This window comes from Pectobacterium colocasium (assembly GCF_020181655.1).
Lineage (GTDB): Bacteria > Pseudomonadota > Gammaproteobacteria > Enterobacterales > Enterobacteriaceae > Pectobacterium > Pectobacterium colocasium.
The window spans coordinates 1,742,866-1,766,117 of sequence record NZ_CP084032.1 but is presented as its reverse complement, the minus strand read 5'-3'; the positions used below and the strand labels follow the sequence as shown (position 1 = coordinate 1,766,117).

General features: G+C 48.5%; 20 protein-coding genes and 1 pseudogene. 6 read left to right on the top strand and 15 right to left on the bottom strand.

Annotation, left to right across the window (positions count from 1 at the left end):
* From LCF41_RS07865 to LCF41_RS07845, 5 genes and pseudogenes are all read right to left on the bottom strand, one after another.
* Complete coding sequence (locus tag LCF41_RS07865) at nt 1–1,263, bottom strand: NAD(P)/FAD-dependent oxidoreductase (protein ID WP_225087575.1); 1,263 nt, start codon at nt 1,261–1,263, stop codon at nt 1–3.
* A complete protein-coding gene (locus tag LCF41_RS07860; protein ID WP_014914872.1) occupies nt 1,260–1,979 on the bottom strand; it encodes an SDR family NAD(P)-dependent oxidoreductase in 720 nt (239 codons plus the stop codon). The genes LCF41_RS07865 and LCF41_RS07860 overlap by 4 nt, the downstream gene beginning before the upstream one ends.
* A complete protein-coding gene (locus LCF41_RS07855; protein ID WP_225087574.1) occupies nt 1,976–2,410 on the bottom strand; it encodes a nuclear transport factor 2 family protein in 435 nt (144 codons plus the stop codon). The genes LCF41_RS07860 and LCF41_RS07855 overlap by 4 nt, the downstream gene beginning before the upstream one ends.
* Nucleotides 2,411–2,638: 228 nt before the next feature.
* Nucleotides 2,639–3,367 carry a MerR family transcriptional regulator gene (locus LCF41_RS07850; RefSeq protein WP_225087573.1) on the bottom strand — a complete coding sequence of 243 codons (729 nt, stop codon included), beginning with the start codon at nt 3,365–3,367 and terminating at the stop codon, nt 2,639–2,641.
* Nucleotides 3,368–3,428: 61 nt separating this feature from the next.
* A pseudogene (locus tag LCF41_RS07845) lies at nt 3,429–3,659 on the bottom strand (2-dehydropantoate 2-reductase N-terminal domain-containing protein); the annotation flags it as partial.
* 106 nt (nt 3,660–3,765) lie between these two features.
* Between LCF41_RS07845 and LCF41_RS07840 the strand changes: the two are divergent.
* Complete coding sequence (locus tag LCF41_RS07840) at nt 3,766–4,098, top strand: gamma-glutamylcyclotransferase family protein (protein ID WP_225087572.1); 333 nt, start codon at nt 3,766–3,768, stop codon at nt 4,096–4,098.
* A gap of 196 nt (nt 4,099–4,294) precedes the next feature.
* Here the strand turns inward: LCF41_RS07840 and LCF41_RS07835 are convergent, their stop codons facing one another.
* A complete protein-coding gene (locus tag LCF41_RS07835; protein WP_225087571.1) occupies nt 4,295–4,540 on the bottom strand; it encodes a YmjA family protein in 246 nt (81 codons plus the stop codon).
* Between the two features lie 471 nt (nt 4,541–5,011).
* Between LCF41_RS07835 and LCF41_RS07830 the strand changes: the two genes are divergently transcribed.
* Nucleotides 5,012–5,989, top strand: a complete 978-nt coding sequence (locus LCF41_RS07830; RefSeq protein WP_225087570.1) for a DUF1852 domain-containing protein — start codon at nt 5,012–5,014, stop codon at nt 5,987–5,989.
* Between the two features lie 30 nt (nt 5,990–6,019).
* Entirely contained in the window at nt 6,020–7,051 is a 1,032-nt protein-coding gene (locus LCF41_RS07825) for a methionine synthase (RefSeq protein WP_225087569.1), read from the top strand.
* 112 nt (nt 7,052–7,163) lie between these two features.
* On the opposite strand, the gene LCF41_RS07820 is transcribed toward LCF41_RS07825, so the two are convergent.
* From LCF41_RS07820 to LCF41_RS07795, 6 genes are all read right to left on the bottom strand, one after another.
* The gene (locus LCF41_RS07820; protein WP_225087568.1) at nt 7,164–7,703 is read right to left on the bottom strand and encodes a DUF2058 domain-containing protein; all 540 of its coding nucleotides are present in this window, start codon (nt 7,701–7,703) and stop codon (nt 7,164–7,166) included.
* Nucleotides 7,704–7,882: 179 nt separating this feature from the next.
* A complete protein-coding gene (locus tag LCF41_RS07815; RefSeq protein ID WP_010284438.1) occupies nt 7,883–8,365 on the bottom strand; it encodes a cold-shock protein in 483 nt (160 codons plus the stop codon).
* A 355-nt stretch (nt 8,366–8,720) separates the two neighbouring features.
* On the bottom strand, nt 8,721–14,297 hold the full coding sequence (locus LCF41_RS07810) for a DUF3320 domain-containing protein (protein ID WP_225087567.1): 5,577 nt from the start codon (nt 14,295–14,297) through the stop codon (nt 8,721–8,723).
* A gap of 74 nt (nt 14,298–14,371) precedes the next feature.
* A complete protein-coding gene (locus LCF41_RS07805; RefSeq protein ID WP_225085167.1) occupies nt 14,372–15,565 on the bottom strand; it encodes an IS4 family transposase in 1,194 nt (397 codons plus the stop codon).
* 323 nt (nt 15,566–15,888) lie between these two features.
* Nucleotides 15,889–17,325 (bottom strand): glycoside hydrolase family 1 protein, encoded by a 1,437-nt coding sequence (locus LCF41_RS07800; protein ID WP_225087566.1) that lies wholly within the window; start codon nt 17,323–17,325, stop codon nt 15,889–15,891.
* Between the two features lie 273 nt (nt 17,326–17,598).
* The gene (locus tag LCF41_RS07795; protein ID WP_225087565.1) at nt 17,599–17,949 is read right to left on the bottom strand and encodes an ArsR/SmtB family transcription factor; all 351 of its coding nucleotides are present in this window, start codon (nt 17,947–17,949) and stop codon (nt 17,599–17,601) included.
* Between the two features lie 52 nt (nt 17,950–18,001).
* Between LCF41_RS07795 and LCF41_RS07790 the strand changes: the two genes are divergently transcribed.
* Entirely contained in the window at nt 18,002–19,006 is a 1,005-nt protein-coding gene (locus LCF41_RS07790) for a threonine ammonia-lyase (protein ID WP_225087564.1), read from the top strand.
* Between the two features lie 134 nt (nt 19,007–19,140).
* Here LCF41_RS07790 and LCF41_RS07785 read toward each other — a convergent pair whose 3' ends face one another.
* Nucleotides 19,141–19,581 carry a winged helix-turn-helix transcriptional regulator gene (locus tag LCF41_RS07785; protein WP_225087563.1) on the bottom strand — a complete coding sequence of 147 codons (441 nt, stop codon included), beginning with the start codon at nt 19,579–19,581 and terminating at the stop codon, nt 19,141–19,143.
* A gap of 102 nt (nt 19,582–19,683) precedes the next feature.
* Here LCF41_RS07785 and LCF41_RS07780 point away from each other — a divergent pair, with 102 nt between their 5' ends.
* Together LCF41_RS07780 and yghU are read left to right on the top strand one after the other, a co-directional pair.
* Nucleotides 19,684–20,295 (top strand): NAD(P)-dependent oxidoreductase, encoded by a 612-nt coding sequence (locus tag LCF41_RS07780; RefSeq protein ID WP_225087562.1) that lies wholly within the window; start codon nt 19,684–19,686, stop codon nt 20,293–20,295.
* A gap of 162 nt (nt 20,296–20,457) precedes the next feature.
* Nucleotides 20,458–21,297 (top strand): glutathione-dependent disulfide-bond oxidoreductase, encoded by an 840-nt coding sequence (yghU, locus tag LCF41_RS07775; RefSeq protein ID WP_225087561.1) that lies wholly within the window; start codon nt 20,458–20,460, stop codon nt 21,295–21,297.
* Nucleotides 21,298–21,342: 45 nt separating this feature from the next.
* On the opposite strand, the gene LCF41_RS22240 is transcribed toward yghU, so the two are convergent.
* Both LCF41_RS22240 and LCF41_RS07770 read right to left on the bottom strand, forming a co-directional pair.
* Complete coding sequence (locus LCF41_RS22240) at nt 21,343–21,471, bottom strand: hypothetical protein (protein ID WP_263059283.1); 129 nt, start codon at nt 21,469–21,471, stop codon at nt 21,343–21,345.
* A gap of 547 nt (nt 21,472–22,018) precedes the next feature.
* On the bottom strand, nt 22,019–22,984 hold the full coding sequence (locus LCF41_RS07770) for a chemotaxis protein (RefSeq protein ID WP_225087560.1): 966 nt from the start codon (nt 22,982–22,984) through the stop codon (nt 22,019–22,021).
* Between the last annotated feature and the right edge of the window lie 268 nt (nt 22,985–23,252).

The following is a 23,252-nucleotide window of genomic DNA, read 5'->3' as shown; positions in this document are numbered from 1 at the left end:
TCAGTTCCCCTCTCCTGCGGCGGCGATCCCCTTCACCACATCGAGTGCACTACGTACGCCATCTTCATGAAAACCGTTGTACCAGTAAGCCCCGCAATACCAGCTCCGCTGACAGCCGTTAATCTCACCGCGCCGCGCCTGTGCACGCCAGCTTTTGGGGTTAAACAGCGGGTGTTCATAGACAAAGCGCTTCCAGACATAGCGCTCGTCAATCGGTGTTTCCGGGTTCAGAGTAACGCAGAACAGGGGGCTGCCCTCTGGCAACCCTTGTAAGATATTCATGTTATAGGTGACACAGGCGCTATCCTGTTCACGCTCACTCAGGCGATAGTTCCAACTGGCCCAGGCGCGCTGGCGCACCGGCAGCCAGCGCGGGTCGCTGTGTAACACCACCTCGTTACGCTGCCAGCCGATATCCCCCAGCACCTCACGCTCGGCAGACGTCGGCTCGTCAAGCATCGCCAATGCCTGCGCGGAGTGGCAGGCGAAAATCACCTGATCGAACGTATAGCTCGATTCCTCAAGCTGGATCTGAACGCTTCCGTCGTGGCGCATCACCTTCTGCACCGGCGCGTTGAGATGAAGGGTCAGGCGATCGCCCAGCTGTGCCAGCATAGCGCGAATGTACTCCCGCGAACCACCGGGCACCACGTACCACTGCGGACGATGAGCGATATCCAGCAGACCGTGGTGCTCAAAGAAACGCAAAAATAGCGGCAGCGGGAAGCGGCGCATCTCCTGAAGCGACGACGACCAGATAGCGGCCCCCATCGGCAAAATGTAATGACGGGCGAAAAAACCGCTGAAATGGTGCTGATCGAGGAAAGTCTGTAGCGTTGCGCTCTCGTCCACCTCCCCCGCCAACGCTTCTTTTGCCAATCGATTAAAACGTACGATCGATTTCAGCAGCCCCCAGAATGTCGGATTGACAAGATTACGGCGCTGGGCAAACAGCGAAGCGACAGTATGGCCGTTATACTCCAGACCGTTCTCTGGGTTATGCACGGAGAAGCTCATTTGCGTTTTTTGCCCACGGATGCCCAACTCGCTGAGCAGGCCCATAAAACGCGGATAGGTGCGGTCGTTATAGACGATAAACCCGGTATCGATGGCATACGTCCCCTGCGGAGTGGTGACATCAACCGTAGCGGTATGCCCACCTAACGTGGGTTCAGCCTCGAAAAGCGTAATCTGGTGGTGTCCGGCCAGTCGCCAGGCACAAGTCAACCCGGCGATACCGCTGCCGATAATAGCAATGTTCATGAACGCACCATCCTGCGCAGCAACGCGCGTTGAAGAAAATTCGGCAGCCCTGCCAGCAGGCGCAAAATCAGGCTGAAGCCTGTCGGGAACGCGATGTGATCTTTTCCTTTAGCCAGACCACGACGGATAGCCTCCACGGCGCTGTCCACGCTCACCTGACCGGGCATGGCAAAATCATTTTTGCGGGTCAGTGGCGTGTCAACAAAGCCCGGTGAGACGACCGTGACGGCAATCCCTTTTGGCTCCCAATCCAGACGCAGGCTATTGGCAAACCAAGTCAGCGCCGCTTTCGATGCACCATAAGCCTCTGCCCGTGGGAAGTGCAGCCAGTGCGCCATGGAGCTGACCAGCACCACGCGGTTTCCCGAAACCAGCTGCCCCTGTAGCGCGGCCAGACAGTTTACCGGCCCCAGAACATTGGTGGTCATCACCCGTTCCACCAGCGCGGCATCCACAACGCCATGATCCAGATATTCACAGGTTCCCGCACAGAGAATGACCAAATCGGCAGCGCAGTTGGACAGCGCCTGACGGCAGGCCGCAGGATCGGTCATATCGAACGACCTAACCGTGATGTTTGGGCTGTATTGTTGTAACGCCTCCAGCCGGTCTGGATCTCGCCCGCAAGCGATGACGCGGTAGCCGTCATCGGCCCAGGATTTTGTGAGCCCCTCGCCTATGCCAGAGCTTGCACCCGTGATGAGGACCGTTTTCATGAACGCACCCTCCTTTTCACACCGCGCACCGCCCAGCCCAGTAACGGCAGGTGTTCGTAGATCATCTCTCCGGCGTCGTAATAATCGCGCTGACGAATAATCAGATCGTCCTGAATATCCACGATTGAGCATCCTTCCAGGGTAAGTGCGTCTCCCCCGGCAACTCGCGGGTGGGCCCAGTGCATGATCCAGGTTACGGCAAAACGATGGCCGCTGCTGAGGGAAGGGTCAATGGAAAAGCGGCACTGCTCAACGTTAGCCAGCAGATGGGTGAAGTAACGCTGGATCGCAACCAGCCCCTCATGTTCACCAAACGGGTCGATAAGCGAAGCATCCGGATGATAAATCTCGGCCAGCGCCGATGGCTGCTGGGTATCCAGCTCGGTGTAGTAATCCACAAATCGGTTGATGACGGATGACAATGTGTTCATGAGTCTCACCTGGGCTTGGAACAACGTGGCGTAATCGCATAATTAAAATCTACACAATTATTTTTATTTGTCCAAGTTTTACCGGTGTTATTTTTTATTTAACAATAATTTCAATTGGTTATTTATATCTATTTTACAGGTGAAATTTTCTATTATTAGAAGACGTCACCCGTCCGCCACCTTTTCAGGTGGCAACGACGTGAAGGATTGGGAGATGGAAAAGCGGAATTACAGAGGAATGACGTCTAAGGAAGTGACGTGCTGTTGCCAAAGGTCAATCTGTTTTTTGCGAGCCGCGGTGAGTTTACCGGTGGTGACCAGCAGCCATTTTCGCTCCGGGAAAATCTCCGGCGCCAGAGTGGCTGGCGGTACGGGAAGGACGTCAATGCGAAGCCCCTGACCGGTGCGCATAAGCGCTTCGAGCCAAATTTCGCACGGATCGCTCAGATGCCAGCCGGTAATCAGATAGTTATCACCTGGCGCTCTTTTATCCCCTTCGAGGCAAAACGACGTGTAGGAGATGATGATGCCATCGAGGATTTCGCGCAGGGTCATCATCGCCGGAATATTGGCCGAGACTTTGCTGCGCAGCGGGCGCAATACTTCACGGACCAGTTCCGTACGCGGATACTCGCGGCCTGCGTCGTAAATCATCTGGCGCAGTGATTCGATTTTTCCCTCTTTCAACCGCTGCAACATGCTTTCCTGCAGGGCAAGCCAATTATTTGTTCGACGCGTGCCTGGGCGAGCCAACAGCGGTTTCACTTGGCTGACCGGGACCCCTTTTTTCACCCAGTCGAGAATTTTTAACGCCTGTTGGACGTCGTCATCGCTGTACAACCGATGGCCACCGTCTGTGCGCATCGGTTTGAGCAGGCCGTAACGACGCTGCCAAGCGCGGAGCGTCGTCGCATTTATCCCACAAAGCCGGGAAAATTCACCGATGGAGTAAGACATGTACTCAGCCTGATAGTAAACAATGCTCTCAATATACTATGAATAACGTCAGGTTGAATGACGTCGTTGTCACCGCGACAAACACTAGATCGAATGGATGGCTGATAGTCACCAAATTGCTCAATACCGGTCCTGGCACCACAATTCCACCATCATCGTGACGCAGAACTCATTGCGGATGCGCAGTACGTCCGCAAAGGACTGGCGTACGGTTAACGTCATGCAGTACAGCAGCAATGGTAGTACCTATTGCCCCCGGCCCCAGATGCGGAAAATACAATTCACTCCGCACCCGCTCATCAGCGCTGAAGAACCTGTTGCGAACCGCTTTATTAAGCCCTAACGTGAGTATTGCTCTTCACCCTTTGGATATTCACTATTTCGATTGACGAGGAAAAATGGAACGCTTGTTTGTCTACGGTACGCTGCGCCCGGGTCACGAAAATGCCTATATTTTGGAAAACATCGGTGGAGACTGGCTGCCGGGTTACGTCACAGGCACGTTTTATGAGCGTGGTTGGGGTGCCGCCGCAGATTTTCCTGGGATAGTCCTGGATGATCGCGGGTCGCGCGTTAGCGGTTACCTGTTTTCGTCCGCTAACCTTGAGGCACACTGGCCAATGCTGGATGAATTTGAAGAGGGCTACGATCGCGTTGAGGTTATGGTTACTACAGCCGAAAACCATCAGGTTACGGCATGGGTTTATCAGTTACAGCCACAGACAGTCTAAATACTATTTAGTACGCGATATTGATCGAATACGTTCCCTGCCCTGACTTGCCCCGGTAAGGAACTGGCAATGTGAAAATCCCGCTTCAGAAAATACAGGCGGGATGTTTTTTAGCCGCTTATAACTATGAGTTAAGCTGTGCAGCGGGTATCTCCACACTCACCTTGCATCTTTTTCAATATGCCCTGAATGAGCGTTACTCATTGCCCCATTGATTCAGGAATGTCGCGATCTCATCAATACGATGCGCGTCGATCCCAGCGTCACGGGCCATCTCCTTCTGCGCCTCTTCACTGATTTCTTCGTTATTCATTAAACGAGTGATCAGCAGTTGGAAATAGCGCGCCAGTGCGCCACGTTCTGACTCGCTCACCGGCTTTTCAGATTCCGTCGCATACTCATCCGTGATGTCATAAAATTTAAGCGGTATTTCATTGTTCATAAGCCATCCTCAGGGGTTAAGGTCTACGTCCGTTGATGCATGCATCATCTGACTGGGATAATACCATTCTTAGTTCGTTTTCCTGTCATCCATGTAGGGCAAGGAGCCAAACGCAGACGCCTCAGTCCCTTAGACGTGAAAAACTGGTAAGTTTTCCACTTTAGCCTTACCATGAAGCCATGTAAGCAAACATCACTAACCACATGAATTATAAAAACAAAATTTATTTAACAGAGGGCTTTACAACGGCACCGATGCGGGCCGTCCCCCAAGTCATGAAGATGGTTCATGTCTATTGAAATTAAATCACTTTTACTCACGCAGTGACTCTGGCATAAATTGTGCAATTGCAGTAGTTAGAGACAAGCTGCTAGAGACAATATGAAATCTGCTGAATGATAAGACCTGAAAATCTTCGAAAAGAAAGACATAAAACCAGGTTGATATCAACAATTAGGATGTTAGATCGCGATGAATACGAATTTTACATTTACGATTAAGAACACGCGTTTCGATGAGAACTATAACCCGTCCGAAAATACGCGTATCACGACCAATTTTGCGAATTTGGCGAGAGGCAAGAACCGCCAGGAAAACTTGCGCAATGCCTTAACAATGATTGACAACCGTTTCAATTCTCTGGCGCATTGGGATAACCCTAAAAGCGATCGTTACGCTGTTGAACTCGATATCATTTCCGTTGAAATTGATATTGAAGGCAATGGCAACACCTTCCCTGTCATTGAAATATTGAAAACGAATGTTGTTGATAAAGAAACCAACGCGCGCATTGAAGGCATTGTAGGGAATAATTTCTCTTCCTACGTGCGAGATTATGATTTTAGCGTATTGCTGTCAGATCATAATAAAAGCAACCCTGGATTTAGCACCCCAGATAACTTTGGCGAGTTGCATGGCAATATCTTTAAATGCTTCGTGAACTCGAAGAGCTATAAAGAGAATTTTAGTAAAGCGCCAGTGATATGCCTCAGTGTTTCAAGTAAAAACACCTATCACAGGACTGGAAATCAACATCCCGTATTAGGCATCGAATACCAGCAAGATGAATATTCATTGACCGACCAATACTTCCATAAAATGGGATTACAGGCTCGCTATTTTATGCCGCCAAATAGCGTTGCGCCTTTGGCCTTCTATTTTTCTGGTGACTTACTGAGTGATTATACGAATCTTGAGCTGATCAGTACCATCAGCACGATGGAGACGTTTCAAAAGATTTACCGACCTGAGATTTACAATGCGAACTCTCCGGCAGGTCAATGCTATCAGCCAAGCCTGAATCATCAGGATCATTCCTTCACTCAAATTGTTTATGATCGAGAAGAACGTAGCCTGTTGGCTATCGAGCAGGGAAAGTTTACGGAGAAAAACTTCATCAAACCATACCACGCTATTCTTGAGCAATGGTCTGCTAATTACGTTCTTTGATTAACCAAACATACAAGGTCACTGATTATTATGAAAATATTGCTACCCACCTCAACCGCTGGCAGCTTACCTAAACCCTCTTGGCTGGCGCAGCCTGAAACACTGTGGTCACCCTGGAAATTGCAAGGTGAGGAATTGATTGAGGGTAAACAAGATGCGCTACGTTTAAGCCTGGCAGAGCAACAGCAAGCGGGGATTGACATTGTCAGTGATGGCGAGCAAACGCGTCAACATTTTGTCACGACGTTTATTGAACACCTCAGCGGTGTTGATTTCGAGAAACGTGAGATCGTTAAAATTCGTAATCGCTATGACGCGAGCGTGCCGACAGTCATTGGTGCAGTGGTTCGCCAAAAGCCCGTTTTTGTTGAAGACGCCAAATTTTTACGTCAACAAACTACGCAACCGATTAAATGGGCCCTGCCTGGCCCCATGACAATGATCGATACGCTTTATGATAGCCACTATAAAAGTCGCGAAAAACTCGCCTGGGAATTTGCCACCATTCTGAATCAAGAAGCTAAAGAGTTAGAGGCGGCGGGTGTCGACATTATCCAATTTGATGAGCCTGCATTTAATGTTTTCTTTGATGAGGTGAATGATTGGGGCATTGCCGCGTTAGAAAGAGCCGTTGAAGGGCTTAAATGTGAAACTGCGGTGCACATTTGCTATGGCTATGGCATCAAAGCCAATACCGATTGGAAAAAGACGCTGGGGTCTGAGTGGCGGCAATATGAAGAAATTTTTCCTAAACTGCAAACATCGGCTATCGATATCATTTCACTGGAATGTCAGAACTCTCGGGTTCCAATGGATCTTATTGAACTCATTCGCGGTAAAAAAGTGATGGTAGGTGCCATTGACGTGGCAACCAATACCATTGAGACGCCAGAGGAAGTCGCCGATACGTTACGAAAAGCCCTTCAGTTTGTGGATGCTGACAAGCTCTATCCGTCTACCAACTGTGGCATGACGCCTTTATCTCGTCTCGTCGCAAGAGGCAAACTCAATGCGTTAAGTGCCGGCGCGGCAATCGTCCGAAAAGAACTCTTGGCTAAATAACGTCGCCAGGCAGATCGCTTGAAGCGGGTTCAGTCCGAGTTGAGCGATACATAAGCCTTAATGAAAAGCCCGTAAGGGCTTTTCATCTATATACGCATCGGAAAAACGTTAATTACCACATTAAATCATCAGGCACTTTAAAATCAGCGTACGGATCGTCTTCGTCTTGCTCTTCCTGACTCAGCGCACTATTTAATACAATACTGCTCGCATCTCGCTGTGCAATTTTATCGGCTACGATCGCGGGAATAATCGCGTATTCACTCTCGCCACTGCTATCAATCACCAAACGCGCAATGGCGAGGCGACCGCTAATCAGCTGAGCCTGAGTCAGCTTATCCACAGTTATTTTTTTAATTAAATTATTATCTGTGAAGTTAAAACCAATATCGCCTTTTGAGATATTGATTCTGTTCATTTCAATAAGCTGCTTCACCTGAGCTTTATACTCTTTAGATAAAGTAGCTTGTTTTTGTTGTTCGCTTAGCTGTTTATCACGCTCAAGCTGTGCTTTTTTATTTTCTTCCACAGCCTCTCTTGCTTCACGAGCCTGAACGCGTGATTTTTTCGCCGTTCTTTGGACTTTGGCCATTTTTTTGCTGGTCACTAATCCCGCTTTTAGCATCTGCTCTTGTAAGGTGAGCTTTGTCATCTTCGTTCCTAAACCCGTTGAATAATTTACAGGATTATACCTGTAATTTTTGAAGCAGTGCCAGATTGCAGGACGCGATCGCGGTGTGGAGTGCGTTTGGAGGGAGCGAGCAGAAACAATGCCGAAATTCTGCTTATGAGTGGCGCAGAGATTTCGGCACAGGATCAGTCCGAATGATGTCAGACCTTGAGCAGTTTCGCCGTGGCATCGATGTCTATCTCATCTTCCGAGAAGATTAACGTCGTTCCCTGGAAGGTGGTGATCGCCAGTTTTTTCAGCGAGCGCATTTCACCCGGCTTAGCGGTTGATTTCGGCCTGATACTATTCATCAGTATCCCCACAGACAGCACCACATTTTCTTTATCAATGCCGGTGTCGGCGGGCACTTCTTCGCTGTAAACAAGATAAGACTTAATCGACGTGAGCTTAAGGCGCTCACCCGCTATATAGATGTATTTACTTTCCGGCACCACTTTCACAGCATAAGCTGACAACCCCTTGTTATTCGTGGTGGGTTCGAAAGTGACCTCCGCATCTTTCTTAATCAGATCAGGATTGGCGACCTTAATCACATGAAAATAACGGTTATCGCCGTTTTCATCTTTGATAAATCCAAAACCTTTATCTTTAAACCAGGTTGTGATCGTTCCGTTCATCGCCATTCTCGCCTACTTAATCGTTTATCTGCTCAGTTTTTGCAGCGCGCAGTGTAAAACACAATGCCTGCGCAGACTACGTCTTTGGGTTAAGTCTGGACGATAAATTTTTGGTCTCGGGGGAACGGTGGCCTGATTTCAGGACTAAATACACTATTCAGTTAGTAACATCTTATCTGGGGTCATTTGAGTTCAATTATGGTGCAACCACCCTATGCCTCTTAATGACAGGAAAAAAATGCAACCCTAAACCTTCTGATAACCCCTTTAAAGTCCACGATTTACACGGTCTGTAATTTATTAGTAACCCTGAGTGGTTCACGAACCCCATTCAAAGCATGGGGTTCGTGAGAGGCCTGAATTACTCTGTGACTGCCTCTTTATTTTCAACGATCAGAGTATCTTCTCTAAGGATAGCTCCTTTAAACAGAAGCTGTTCAATAACCTCTGAAATGACCTTGCGTAGGGTTCCACTGGTTGCTTTAAATCCGAGAGATCTAGAGAGAGACATAATTATCTCATCTTCTGTTGCACCAAGGTTATTTTTGACTACCTGAACGATTCCTACGGCTATTTCCTGAGGAGGTAACATTTCAGATTTACGCAATCCCGATGACTGAACATGCTGTCGGTTTCGTAAGATAATCTTTGAGTTCTGATGTACTAAAAATTGTCCATCCTGAAGAATGTTACCTTTGTTGCAGACTAAATTAACAGCCCTGTTCACAACAGCCTCAATCCTAGCTCCTGCGCGTTGCAATCCCCAAGCTGTTCGTAACCTAGTAATAACTTCACTTAGATGAATTGGAGATTCAACTTCAACAATCTGTTCCACCATTTCGCTGAGAATACCTAGAGGTGTTTCATGCAGTTCATAACTCATATTAGCTGCAGGAGTTGCCTCCAGGTAGGCAATTTCAGATTCATTTCGAATATCAGAATCAACAAGGCCAATCTCAACTATAGGCCCTCTATCAACAGTAACAATCTCAACAGGTACTGCACGTGCCCTCTGCCGTAATTGTTCATTTCGGTCTGACAGCTCTTTTTTTGCCGACTCTATAGCTTGAAGTGTACGTTCCAGTTGTTCCTCTGGGCGATGGAACCAATCGGTACTCCATATACGGTGGATAATCCAGCCATGATCTTCAAGTACAGCCTGACGCAAGCGATCACGTTCACGAGCAGAGCGTGATGAGTGATAAGCACGACCATCGCATTCAATACCGATCATGTATCTCCCCGGCATATCTGGATCGGCGATAGCTAAATCTATAAAGAATCCAGCGATACCGACCTGAGGATGGACTTGATAACCAGCTTTCTGCAGCGCATTAGCAACCTGCTCTTCAAATATACTATCCATTTCTTTTTCTGAACGCTGAGCTAAAGATATACGCCCAGTACGTGCATATTGCAGGAAGAGTTTAAAAGCAAATACGCCCTTACCCTTTGCTCGTTCCAAATCAATATCTTCATCTGTGATTGAGGCGAAAACCTCGCATCGCCGTTTGGCTCGACTGATTAACACATTCAACCTTCGTTCCCCTCCCTCAGACCCCAGAGGACCAAAACGCATCGCCATGTATCCTTGTGCATTTCTGGCATAGCCAACGGATATCATAATCACATCACGCTCATCCCCCTGCACGTTCTCAAGGTTTTTAACAAAGAAAGGCTCACTCGGATGGGCATTAAAGAACTCTTCCAGATCGGGGTTCAAGCGACGTAATAACTCAAGTTCATCCTGAATAGCTTTGCGTTGGGAAACAGAAAATGTTGCAACACCGAGCGACTGTTCAGGATATTTGCGAGCATGTTCCATGATTGCTTTAGCGACAGCTTTAGCTTCTACAATATTGGTTCCCTTTCCGCCTGATTCGAATACACCATCTGGAATATGGTGGAATTGCAAACCCATACCCGCTTCCTGAGTATACGGACTCGGTACAATAAATAGCTTATTTTCATAGAACTGACTGTTGGATACAGCAATCAATGATTGATGACGGCTACGATAGTGCCATCTCAACATACGTTGAGGTAACCCTCTGGCAACAAATAAGCCCAGCACACTCTCTATATCAGCGACCTGAGAGACCTCGTCATCATCGTCATTAGCGGCAGATTCTGTCATTTTAGCGAAGAATCGTGTTGGTGGAAGTTGGCGTTCATCCCCAACGACTACGACCTGTTTGCAGCGAGCAATTGCGCCAATTGCATCAACTGGCTGTATCTGACTTGCTTCGTCCATAACCAGAAGATCGAATTTCTGTCTGCCAGGGATAAGGAATTGGGCAACGGATAAAGGACTCATCATCATTACTGGCTTTAAAGCCTGAATCGCCACGCCAGCCTTTAGCATTAACTGACGAATCGGCAAATGACCTCTTTTTTTCACCATTTCTGAACGCAAAACACCAACAGGGCCAACACCACCACTCTTGGATGGTATTTGCCTATGGTGAGCACGCACAACCTCAAGGCTGGCAGCTTTGATTCGTTTAAGGTCAAGCTCTGCGAATCCTGTAACCTGACGAGAGTGAAGCTCACCATCAAAACGAACCAAATCGGGTTCTTCAAGAGCCATAACCTTAAGTAACGACTCAAAATAGGTACGCTCTACGGCGGAAATCGAAGAATTTAGCGAAAGCCCCCCACAGGCGAGTTTTTCTACTACCTCAGATAATCCATATTTTCGAGCCTGAGCGACACGATGCTGATACGCAACCCATTTAGAGAGTTGCTCTGAATTCGCAATCCATATTTGAAGCTTCTCCCACGCAACTGATATTTTCAACTCATCCGATGATGATCCGAAAAGGGTTTTAACCGTTCCTTTTAACTCCTTCGCAATTTGTTCCAGTTCATTAACTATTTTTTGGCTGAACTGGTGAGTTTCTTGTGCAATCTGGGCAGTTTCAGCTCTGTTCGTCAGTTTTGCTGCCACAAAGCGTAGTGCACTATTCTGCTCTAACCAAGAACAAGCCAGACCAAGGTAATCCCAATCAGATGACAACTCTTTCCACTGTTCGTCAAAAGCACTTTCAGCAATCGGAGTTTCCGCACGCAGTTCAATAATAAGTTTCTGCAGATCAATCATCCGAGTGACTAACTGGCAACGCTCATCTATACGAGCAGGTGGTTTCACCATCACACGAGCGCACTGTTCATCCACCTCTGTAAGGTGTTGGATTTTTTGTTCAATGAAAGCTAATGAAACACGGTTTATAGATATCTGGTTGGTAAAGTGTTCCTCAGGTGATAACCCAAATGAACTCCAGAGAACATCCAATTGGGACCGAACCTGCTGGAGTAACTGGTTCAATTGTTGCGTCCGGAGTTTGACATCCTCGCGGTCAACGAGTCGACTAGCTAACAACCGAGCTTCAGGCCCTACGTCACGAAGCGTTCTCATCCATTCAACTAATGCCATTAAAGGAGAACTGTCACTTTTTTCACCACGCCAATCGCTACCGAAAGCTGAATGACCAAAATCATTGCCTTCCTGGATTTTTTTCCTCTCTCCTTGCGCTTTAATGAGTTCATCCAGCAATAACACCTGTTGGTCAATAGGCAAGGAGCGATCACGCAGTAAAGAGCCAACCAGTGCCTTCGCTTTTCTCCAGTTTCCATTGAGATAGCGGAAAATACCAGTATGACTCGCCAGAAGATTTCTAGCCTCCAGAACATCTGTACTCCAAGCAGCTTCATTGATTTTAGGGCTAATAACTTCACTAACGGCTCTGAAGGAAGCTATCGACTCAACCAGTTCATCTGCTTTCTCAACACCGTGATCCCAGACTGACGCAATAAAAGCATCGGGACTGGCATTAGGAGCTGCTGCAATTCTTTCGCCCAGTGCGATGAGACGTTCTATTTCTTGAACTGTGTAATATCCTTCCTGAGTACCTAATTCTTCATGTAGACGGGCTGCATCAAGGCGTAGCTTAGCTAAGGGTTTTACCAGAGAACTAGCGACTGAAAAGCCGTTAACCTGAAAATCCTGGGGAAGCCTTGTCAGTGCATCTTCCAACTCGACAACTGGAGTCTCAATCTCTTCAGCTGTTATATCTTTTTCAAGGTCTAAGCGGATTTGCTGATACTGCTTGCCCAACACAATAAGGCGTTTAATTGCAGGTACGCTATCATGCCAAACTGCTGAAGTAAGCGCTTTCGGTGATAAATCTGGCCCTTTATTGATGCATTCAGCAACTTCAACTAATTTCTCGACTGAGGAGAATGTTTCCGGAACAGGGGTCACTGCAAGTTCAGCAGACAGACTTGCTACATCATTTGCAATGCGTGCAATATCCCCTTCAATTTCTTGCAGACGTGGAAGTAGTTTCTCTACATCCATAGGTAAGATCTGCTCAAGACCAACACCATTCCATGGATGCTGATTAGGCAAACCAATATCTTGGATGCGATCAACAATCTCTTTCACGAGATCAAGACGTTTCTTAAGATCGTCGTCATTCCAATGTTCAAAATTTTCGAGACTAAAATCGGTCGGAGCTTGTCCTAACTGACGTAACCGGACAAGGTGCCCCATTACCTGATAGGGAGACAAAGTGGAAGGATGATATATTTTGTGTAACCTTGCAGGATGCTCGTTCAGTTTATCCCTTGCATCCGTTAAGTTTTCAACCAATGTGTCTGGAAATTCACCTCTTGGTGATCCTAGCTCCCAGACCCTCTTTAATTCTTCCAGGAAGACCCTTTTGTTCGCCTTATTACTATGCAACTCTAAACATGCATCGCCCACTCCCGAATAATCAAGACGGCGTTTCACCACTTCAAGCGCAGCCATTTTTTCTGCTACGAACAATACTGTTTTGCCATCAGCCACTGCAGAAGCAATTACGTTCGCAATCGTCTGAGATTTACCGGTTCCGGGCGGCCCCTGAATGATGAGATTTTTCCCTCTACGAACATCGTGGATAGCAAGAGTTTGAGAAGTGTCACTATCCATGATGTGAAGCATATCTTTCGGAGAAATGAAGGGATCTATCGATGCATCGTCTGAAAGCATTTCATCCTTTTCATTAAAACCATCGACCATGAGTGACTGAATAAGTGGTTGATCTGTTATATTGTCATTCTCAGGCCAGTTTTCTGGATCTAAATCCCGATACATAAGGAACTTAGCAAAGGAAAAGAATCCCAACGTAATATCGTTTTCTTGAACGCCCCAATCAGGTTTTATCTGTACAGCCTGAGCAACCTCATCGATATAACTGGAAAGATGCAATTCTTCATCTGTATTGAATTTGGGTAATAAAATCTCATGCGTACGCTGGAGATATGCCTCTAGCGAAAGATTTTCAATAATCTCCTCCTGTCTTACCTGCAGTTTAAATCTATCGCCAGCAGTTCCACGTTCAAGAGATACAGGTATTAAAATTAAAGGAGCATATCTGATATTTTCTTTGTTATTAGGATCAATCCATTTTAAGGTTCCGAGCGTTAGGTACAATATATTTACGCCCTGCTCTTCTTCTAATGTTTTAGAATCATGATAAAGATCTAATAATCGCTTCTGCAGACCTTTTGGAGTTAATCGTGTTTGCAGTTTTGTATCCTGATGCTCAGCACGGCTGACATTTTTATCAACATCTTCATCAAAAGCAAAAAGCTGCTCACCTACAAGAGCGTCATCCGAATCCGTTTCAATATCTTCATCATCAATTAACTCTCCCTTTCTTCCAGCCCGCCCGGGTAGGAAAGTAAATACTTTTCCTTCTTTAACCAGTAAACGATATATATCAGCAGATCGTTCATCAACTATTTCTAATAGCTTTGCTGTTTTAGAACGAGGGATGTTTAGTAGTTTATTACGCGCAGATAAATCAAGAAGCTCAGTACGAGCACGTTCTAATTTTTGTTGAAGAGAAAGACTATTATTTTTAAATAGTGAGTCATCATTATCATTCATAGCACGAATTCCGTATGTCCCATAAAATCATCACTGCATACCCAGCGTGCTGAGGGATCCCCACAAAATCATCGCTAATAAACCAGCACCATGCTTCGGTAGGTGCTGGTGAGTTGGGCTAAAATACTCTCCAGTTTCACCCGCCCGATTATTCGCGGTGAATGCCGCAGTACATTTTCCGCCAGTGTCAAAAACGATATCACTCTTCGACTTTTAAGGCTGTTCGCTTGATAATGAAGATGAAGTCCTTTATTTTCAAAATGATATCCTAATAACCAGAGTACAATGGATGCCAGTGTCGCCAGCAGACTCAGCACCCAAAGCCGCTCACCTGTTTTGCTTCCACAGGCGCGTAAGCCAAAGCCAAATCTCTCACTCTTTTCATCCCGAAAGTTTTGTTCAATCTGCATGCGTCTGCTGTAGAGCTTCATGATTTCACGGGGCTTAAATTCCTCTGTGCTGGTAAATATCAGCCACGGCTCTTTGGCTGAGGCTCGTTGCTCTTTTTCTGTTGTGGGATGGCTCGGTTTCCCTTTGCGACGTTGGCTTTTTCGGCCTTTCGGCGTTTTTTTATAAAGATAAAAATATCCGTTGCATTGCGCTTTTTTTGAACGCGCCAGCGTACCTATTCCCAGATATTCCGCAGATGCCGTTTCCTTGCAGTCTTTCACGCTCAGCCAGTTTTCTTTGTCATGATGAAGGCAAAATTTTACGTTTCCCCGGATGCGGCCAATAAAGTCCCACCCCAGTGATTTGATACGCCGAAACCATTCACTCTGGAAGCCCGCGTCGGTGATGATGATGACTTTCGTTTGCGGAGCGATGGCACTGGCAAGCGCGTCAAGAAAGGCATTCTGTATCAGAACATTGTTTTGCTTTTTCGACGGAACAATCTGGCTTATCAAGGGGATAGCACGACCATCACAGACAAGGCTGGCACGCAGGACATGAAATTCCTGAGAGGGATAGCCACTCCAGTCAACGGCAATAGCACACCACGGCATGTTTTTGGTCATCATGGACGTAATCTGATTAAATATTTTCGGAATATCGTTATAAAGCGCAGAATTTCCCAAAAGGCGGTCAACCCGTTTTATTTTATCTTTCACACGAGCCGCACCGGGCAAATGGCGCCCGATACTGGTGAGCGAAAGCGTCGCACCGTTTATCAACGCAGTGGTTGAGTCAATGAGCGCGTTTTGTCGGTATTGATGCGTTGAAGCTAAAGCGTTATGGAAAAAAGTCTGGCATACTTTACGGACAGGCATAGGGTGATCTCATTGAATTTTTTGGCGAAAATCAGTAGATCATAAAACTCTATGCCTGTCTTGTTTTCTGGGGATTCGTCAGCCCAGCGTGGGGTATGACGAAGGTATTCAACGGCAGAATGCTGGTATTTTATCCATTTTTTTAGGAAAATTCTAATCGATCTTATTAAAATTTAGCTATGTGTAGTACCTATCCTTCTCACTCTGGCGGCCCTTATGCAAACTGTGCTTGAGGCCAGTTTGGTCGTTTTGATAGGGAAATATAGATGAAGCACACAAAAACATTCCCGATGCCCATACCCTCAGCATCGGGAAATAGCCATTTAGCTGATATCGCTACCGTTAGTCGCAATCACTTTCTGATACCAGTGGAACGATTTTTTCTTATAACGGTTGCCGCTGCCGGCGATCGTGTCATCCAGATCGACATAGATAAAGCCGTAGCGTTTGCTCATCTCACCGGTAGACATGCTGACCAGATCGATACAGCCCCACGGGGTATATCCCATCAGTTCGACGCCGTCGGCAATCGCGTCGGCCATTGCTTCGATGTGCTGGCGTAAATAGTTGATGCGATAGTCATCGGCGATGTAGTGATTGTTATCCGGCTTATCCACCGCACCCAACCCGTTTTCTACGATAAACAGCGGCTTTTCGTAGCGGTCATACAGCTGGTTGAGCGCAATGCGCAACCCCACCGGATCAATTTCCCAGCCCCACTCGCTGGCTTCCAGGAACGGATTGCGCGCCCCGCCCAGCAGGTTGCCGTGCGCCGCCGTCGCCTCAGGGTCAGTTTTATAGATGGTGGAAGACATGTAGTAACTAAAGCCGATGTAATCGACGGTGTGCTGTTTAATCAGTTCCAGATCGCCCGGCTGAATATCCAGCGTGACGCCCAGCGACTGCCACAGGCTTTTCGCATAGTAGGGATATTTCCCGCCAGCCTGCACGTCCGCACAGTAGAAATTAAAGGCCTGAGTCTCTTTGAGTGTCGCCAGTTGATTGACGGGATTACAGTCATAGGCGTAATTCGTGGCAAACAGAATCATGCAGCCGATCTGGATCTGCGGGTTCGTCTCATGGGCAATCTTCACCGCCAGGCTACTGGCAACAAACTGGTTATGCCACGCCTGAAATTTAGCCTGTGGATCCAGCGCGCCGGTTTGCACCGTCAGCCCCTGACTCATGATCGGGAAATGAGCAGCACTGTTGATCTCGTTAAAGGTCATCCAGTATTTCACTTTGTGACCGAAGCGCTCCAGCACCGTGCGGGCAAAGCGCTCGAAGTGGCCGATTAACTCACGGTTTTTCCAGCCGCCAAAAGCGGTGGCCAGATGCAGCGGCATTTCATAGTGAGAGATCGTAATTACGGGTTCAATGCCGTGGGCGATGCAAGTATCAATCACCTGCTCATAGTGGCTCAGCCCCGCTTCGTTGGGCTGTTGCTCAATGCCATTCGGGTAGATGCGCGTCCAGGCAATCGAGAAGCGATAGCATTTGAAGCCCATCTCGGCAAACAGCGCAATGTCCTCACGGAAACGATGATAGTGATCGATACCTTTATGGTTAGGATAGGTGTAGCGCTGTTCATCCAGCGTGAAGTCAAACGCGTCGGAAGCCACGATGCGTAGACGCGCTTTACCGCCGGGAATGGCATCCACAATCGATAGACCTTTGCCGTCGATATTGTAGGCCCCTTCAACCTGATTCGCTGCGGTGGCGCCGCCCCACATAAAGCCGTGCGGAAATCTTTCGCTCATGGCACTTATCCTTTACCAATGCTGATGATTTATCGATGATGAGTCTTTAATGTTGTGGGTCTGCATAATGTTGATTTGATTCAGCGCGGCCCGAATGGCAGAAATTCTAGAGGAAAAAAGAGGGCATGAACAGAAATAAGAAACCGGTTGCATATCCGCTACGCGCGGGTCTGGCGGTATCGTGCTTGTCGTCCTTGCCATCACCCATCTGCCAAACTGGGCTACGCGGGTTCGCTCAGCTAAGTCTCAGGGAAAGTGATGACGGCTAACGACCTATTCTGATGCCTTATGTTGACGCGACGCGACCTTTGCAAGCTCAGACAATACGGCAGTTGCCTCCTCTAAACGCTCAGGGACAAGTTTATAGAACACCCAGTTCTTGATGCGTTTCGATGTGACAATTCCGGCTTTCGATAGATATTGAAGATGGCCGGTGACGGTCGGCTGACTCAAGCCAATTTTCTCAGTGATAAACCCTACGCACACCCCATCCTTAACTAAATCACCATCCTGCTGTTCTGGGAAATGTGCCCGAGGATCGGCCAACCATTCCAGAATAATGAGCCGCTGCTCGTTGCCGAGCGCTCGTAGTAAATCGGCCGCTGTCGCTGCATGCTTGTTCATATAGCCAAATACCTATATAGTCATTCACATATACAGTTGATAGGGAAATACTATGACAAGCGAACACCAAAGGGCAACCGACGCTATAACGCTGAAAGATATTTACGCCGCATCTCAGCAGATTAAAACAACGATACGCAGAACGCCGCTAGACCACGCGCAGGAATTATCCGCTCGTGTCGGTGCAGAAATTCGGCTCAAAATGGAAAACCTCCAACAGACCGGTAGCTTCAAACTGCGGGGAGCGGCAAATGTTCTTGCCAATCTGGATGCAGAACAGCGCCGCGTTGGCGTCATCGCCCCAACGGCAGGAAACCACGGGTTAGGGCTCGCCTATGCAGGACAAGTCGCGGGTATCCCCGTAACCATCTTTTTGCCACGCACGGCAGACCCGATGAAGGTCGCAGCTATGAAAGGCTGTGGTGCGCGTATTATGTTCTTTGATGACATCGAAGAAGCCAGGCAGGCGGCAATAGTAACGGCACAACAGTCTGGTGCCACCTTCGTTTCGGCCTACGATAACCCACATATGATTGCAGGCGGTGGCACAGTCGGTCTTGAAATCATGGAAGACTGGATGGATGCGGAGGTAATCCTGGTGAATATCGGTGGTGGCGGTCTCGCCTCAGGAATTGCAACAGCAGCCAAAGCAATCAATCCCGTTATCGAAGTATGGGGTATACAAAGTGAAGCCAGTCCGACATTTTCCCGCTGGAAAGAGGCACGTGACACGCTTCCCGTCGAACTAGCGCCATCTATCGCCGAGGGCGTTAGCGGCTATATAGAACCCAGTACGATGACCTGGCCGCTGGTTCGTGACCGTGTCGATCGCGTGCTCACGGTATCAGAAGCAGAAATCAAAGCCGCGATGCTGTTAATGCTCGAACTTCACCGACATGTTGTCGAACCTTCTGGGGTGCCTGCCGTCGCGGGAGCCATTCGCTACGCGAAAGAGATTCGCGGGCGCAAAACCGTCTGCGTCGTCACCGGCAGGAACATTTCGGGGTCACGCTACCTCACGTTGCTTAATGAGGCGACAGCCGACGTAAACCGGTAGAACAAGCGCCTCTTTGCTGGGTAACCTGCGGAGGCGTTACAGCATAAATTCGTAATGCGAGCCGTCCGGTAGTTCAACATCCCGGTTCTTGCATTAGATTGGAGAGACCAATGGATTAAGCGTCAAATGCTCGTTCAGGCATCGCGTTGTCTGGCCTGGCGGCGAGAGCGACAAATTTCGGCATGGTTCCGATCGGCCCACTGAATTAACAGCTGCATGGGTTGCAAAAAAGAGTGCCCGAGTGGCGTCAGCGTGTATTCCACGCGCGGGGGAACTTCCGCATAGATCGTCCGATGTATGAACCCATCAGCGTCGAGTCGTTTCAGCGTGCGCGACAGCATTTGGCGCGAAATATCGTCGATATGGCGATGCAATTCATTAAAACGCAGCGTCTTTTGCGCCAGCGCCTCCAGAATTAACAGACTCCACCGATCGCCGATGCGATCCAGCACATCACGGATTGGACAAGGATGGTCAAACGCGGCATCGTCGAGGCTTTCCGCCGACGACCTTTTTGGGTTAGCCGTGTCAGTGAGGGGTGTGTCATAAGTCATTTCAGTGTGACCTGGTTGCATGCCGGTGACTTCTTGTCGGAGAAAAGTCGGCAATGTACCATCCAGATTCTCTATAGTCTATTTTTGTTACTTAGTCCCAAAACAAGAAAATAAGGAGTCTACATGTCACATATCGCACTCATTGGCGCTTCAGGTGATGCCGGTTCACGCATTCTTAAAGAGTTATCGGACCGTGGGCATACGGTCACCGCCATCGCACGCCATCCAGAAAAAATTGCCTCACTGCCGAACGTCACGGCTAAACAAGGAGACGCACTGGACAAGGACGCGTTAGTCGCCTTATTCAAAGGACATGATGCGGTGATCAGCGCGGTTAAATTTGGTTCATCCGATCCAGCCATTCTGATTTCTGCCGTGAAAACCGCAGGCGTAAAACGCTATCTGGTCGTCGGCGGCGCGGGGAGTCTGGAAATTGCTCCGGGTCAGCGTTTAATCGATCAGCCGGGCTTCCCTGATGCTTACCGCCCTGAAGCCTCCCGTGGTGCTGCCTTCCTCTACTTGCTCAAGCAAGAGAAAGATCTTGACTGGTCCTTCCTCTCGCCGTCCGCAGAATTTGTTCCAGGCCAGCGCACAGGCACGTTCCGTCTCGGCAAAGACACGCTGCTCAGTAATGACAAGGGCAGCAGCATTTCCTTTGAGGACTACGCTGTCGCACTGGTTGATGAAATCGAAAATCCGGCACATTCCCGTCAACGCTTTACCGTGGGTTATTAAACCCTGCGACGATCCGCACAGCGAGCATCCCCCTCAGCCATGTGCGGATCTCGTGTTATATCAATAGGTAGTAGACATAGAACATAACGGTATCAGCGAGCGGCATGAGTTTGTTATGGTGTTACCTTAACTCGCTCTCTTTCATGCATAAGGAATTTTTCAATGGCTACGTCCCCAACCTATGTACCGCCCAAAGTCTGGCAGCCCGCCTCTTCCGGTGGCGCCTTCGCCAATATTAACCGTCCGATAGCCGGTCCGACGCACGAAAAAGCGCTGCCCGTTGGCAAACATCCGCTTCAACTTTATTCGCTGGCGACGCCGAACGGTGTGAAAGTCACGATCATGCTGGAAGAACTGCTGGCGCTGGGTCACTCGGGTGCCGAGTACGATGCGTGGCTGATTAAGATAGGCGATGGCGATCAGTTTTCGAGCGGGTTTGTTGACGTCAATCCGAACTCCAAAATACCGGCGTTGCTCGACCAAAGCGGCGACAAGCCGGTTCGCGTGTTTGAGTCCGGTTCCATTTTGGTGTATCTGGCCGAAAAATTTGGCGCCCTGTTGCCGAAGGATCTCGCTACGCGCACGGAAACGCTGAACTGGCTCTTCTGGCAGATGGGATCCGCCCCTTACGTTGGCGGTGGATTCGGCCATTTCTATGCCTACGCGCCGGAAAAATTTGAATACCCGATCAACCGTTTCACGATGGAAACTAAACGCCAGTTGGATGTACTCAACCGCCGACTGGCAGAAAGCCGCTATCTGGCTGGCGACAGCTACACGATTGCCGATATCGCGGTTTGGCCGTGGTACGGCGGACTGGTACAAAACGCACTGTACTCTGCCGCAGAGTTCCTGTCCGCACACGAATACACGCATGTGATCCGTTGGGCTGACGAAATTGCAGCCCGTCCAGCGGTAATTCGCGGTCGTAAGGTCAATCGCACCTGGGGTGACGAATCAGAGCAGGTCGCCGAGCGCCATCAGGCATCCGATCTGGATTAATCGTCTGCCGCCTGCCGATCATGCAGGCGGCATCCCGATTTACCCTCAGCGCCCTTCTCTTTCCAGCACGCGATTATCCACCAGCGCGTCTTCCGCGACATTGATGTCCGCCTGCCGCGCGGCATACCAGCCACTCAGCAGTGCGCCGATGGTACAAGCGGTGAGTAACATCACTGGCGGAAGCAACGTGTCGTCGCACGGAAGCCCACGTGCCGTTAGGGTCGACTACTTACCATTTTAACAGCCTGGACGACATGTTAAACGCCGTGATGCGAAGTGCGATTGCCCTGTTTCGCGATGACATGTTTAGCTGGTTTCATCCGCGCGCTGCTGGAAAAACACGAGTGCACGCTACCGCGCGATCTGATTTATCAGTCGGTTTCAGCGCTGTATAACGCCTTCCGCTAAACCATACGGTTTTCTCGCGGGAAAACCGTTTACTCCCCATTATTGCTGCCCTTCTGACTCTTCTTTTACAAAAAATAGTACATATGTACTACTCATTATCTAGTTATCAAGCACAGCGCATTCTCGTCCGGATGAAGACACATGTGCATTCGTTGGGATATCAACCGTAACCAGGACGAATCCGCTGCTGTCGGTGTGAAAGACGCATGGGATTGATGATGTATAGAAAAGAACTGGGTAGTATAAAAAATCGGCCTCTGTCTTCTCCCGTAAAGGAGGAGACAGAGGCCGAATGCGGTGGCCACCAGAACGATTAACGACGCACTTTATTCAGCACGGTCTGAATCGCCGATGACAGTTCGTTGATCTCGAATTTCGCCACATAGGCATCCGCCCCCACATTGCGCACGTGATCTTCGTTCGCACTGCCGGACAGAGAAGAGTGAATCACCACCGGGATATTCTTCAGGAATTCTTCACGTTTGATATTTCTGGTCAGCGTAAAGCCGTCCATTTCCGGCATTTCCAGGTCGGTCAGGACAAGTGAAATTTTGTCCGAAATAGGTCGGCCTTCCGACTGCGCTTCTTGCGCAATTTGCCGTATCTTGTTCCAGGCTTCCTGTCCGGTGATGTGCATGCTAAACGGAATGCCCATCTGGGTAAGTCCCTGTTCAAGCAGAGAACGAGCGACTTTGGAGTCTTCCGCCACAATCGCAATCGCGCCCGGCGTGTAAGGGTAGGTTTTCTCTTCTGCGTTCTTGAGCTTGGTTTCACGATCACCGGGAATGATATCAAACAGAATCTGTTCAACATCCAGCACCAATGCCAGACGATTACTGTCCTTGTCGGTATCAAGACGCGCAATACTTGTGATGTAGGTGTTACTGATGCCTGCTTCGGCAGCCAAAACCTGGCTCCATTCCAGACGAACGATATCGTCTACCGATTCCACAGCAAACGCCTGCGTGCTACGTGCGTACTCGGTGATAAGAAGAATGTTCAGCCCGGTTTCCGGCTTGCTGCCTACCACGGCAGGAAGATCGATAACAGGAATGATTTGCCCACGAATGTTAACCATACCCAGCATCGGCGATGTCATGCCAGCCGCTTTGGTCAAGGTCGGCATCGGTACGATTTCACGCAGTTTAAATACGTTGATGCCAAACAGCTCAGATTTGTCACCTTCTGGTGATTTGCCCAGTTGGAATAATAAGAGTTCAAATTTATTAGCGGAGGTGAGGTTTGTTCTCTCATCGATTTCTTTTTGAAAATTATCCATGCTTTCCTCAGTTCGAGTCATTATAGGTATACCGTAACAAGGCAACATTCGAGATGTGAGCAAACAGGAACCAACATCCGACCGCTCCACTGTACGTGATAGTCGTGTTCTTCAATCTTATCCAGCGTCAAACGTAAAATATTTTTAAGTGTGTCAACCTCATCATCCAACGATGGCACTCATCGGAGCAGTAGGCAGATATCCGCCCTCTTCAGTATAACAGTCGGCTAGTATCCTTAAGGTGCAGATAACCTTCCCTGAACCATTA

What these genes read in the sequence shown, in the direction of transcription:
- LCF41_RS07865 (WP_225087575.1), bottom strand. Translation starts at nt 1,263, where the DNA reads ATGAACATTGCTATTATCGGCAGCGGTATCGCCGGGTTGACTTGTGCC.
- LCF41_RS07860 (WP_014914872.1), bottom strand. Translation starts at nt 1,979, where the DNA reads ATGAAAACGGTCCTCATCACGGGTGCAAGCTCTGGCATAGGCGAGGGG.
- LCF41_RS07855 (WP_225087574.1), bottom strand. Translation starts at nt 2,410, where the DNA reads ATGAACACATTGTCATCCGTCATCAACCGATTTGTGGATTACTACACC.
- LCF41_RS07850 (WP_225087573.1), bottom strand. Translation starts at nt 3,367, where the DNA reads ATGTCTTACTCCATCGGTGAATTTTCCCGGCTTTGTGGGATAAATGCG.
- LCF41_RS07840 (WP_225087572.1), top strand. Translation starts at nt 3,766, where the DNA reads ATGGAACGCTTGTTTGTCTACGGTACGCTGCGCCCGGGTCACGAAAAT.
- LCF41_RS07835 (WP_225087571.1), bottom strand. Translation starts at nt 4,540, where the DNA reads ATGAACAATGAAATACCGCTTAAATTTTATGACATCACGGATGAGTAT.
- LCF41_RS07830 (WP_225087570.1), top strand. Translation starts at nt 5,012, where the DNA reads ATGAATACGAATTTTACATTTACGATTAAGAACACGCGTTTCGATGAG.
- LCF41_RS07825 (WP_225087569.1), top strand. Translation starts at nt 6,020, where the DNA reads ATGAAAATATTGCTACCCACCTCAACCGCTGGCAGCTTACCTAAACCC.
- LCF41_RS07820 (WP_225087568.1), bottom strand. Translation starts at nt 7,703, where the DNA reads ATGACAAAGCTCACCTTACAAGAGCAGATGCTAAAAGCGGGATTAGTG.
- LCF41_RS07815 (WP_010284438.1), bottom strand. Translation starts at nt 8,365, where the DNA reads ATGGCGATGAACGGAACGATCACAACCTGGTTTAAAGATAAAGGTTTT.
- LCF41_RS07810 (WP_225087567.1), bottom strand. Translation starts at nt 14,297, where the DNA reads ATGAATGATAATGATGACTCACTATTTAAAAATAATAGTCTTTCTCTT.
- LCF41_RS07805 (WP_225085167.1), bottom strand. Translation starts at nt 15,565, where the DNA reads ATGCCTGTCCGTAAAGTATGCCAGACTTTTTTCCATAACGCTTTAGCT.
- LCF41_RS07800 (WP_225087566.1), bottom strand. Translation starts at nt 17,325, where the DNA reads ATGAGCGAAAGATTTCCGCACGGCTTTATGTGGGGCGGCGCCACCGCA.
- LCF41_RS07795 (WP_225087565.1), bottom strand. Translation starts at nt 17,949, where the DNA reads ATGAACAAGCATGCAGCGACAGCGGCCGATTTACTACGAGCGCTCGGC.
- LCF41_RS07790 (WP_225087564.1), top strand. Translation starts at nt 18,002, where the DNA reads ATGACAAGCGAACACCAAAGGGCAACCGACGCTATAACGCTGAAAGAT.
- LCF41_RS07785 (WP_225087563.1), bottom strand. Translation starts at nt 19,581, where the DNA reads ATGCAACCAGGTCACACTGAAATGACTTATGACACACCCCTCACTGAC.
- LCF41_RS07780 (WP_225087562.1), top strand. Translation starts at nt 19,684, where the DNA reads ATGTCACATATCGCACTCATTGGCGCTTCAGGTGATGCCGGTTCACGC.
- yghU (WP_225087561.1), top strand. Translation starts at nt 20,458, where the DNA reads ATGGCTACGTCCCCAACCTATGTACCGCCCAAAGTCTGGCAGCCCGCC.
- LCF41_RS07770 (WP_225087560.1), bottom strand. Translation starts at nt 22,984, where the DNA reads ATGGATAATTTTCAAAAAGAAATCGATGAGAGAACAAACCTCACCTCC.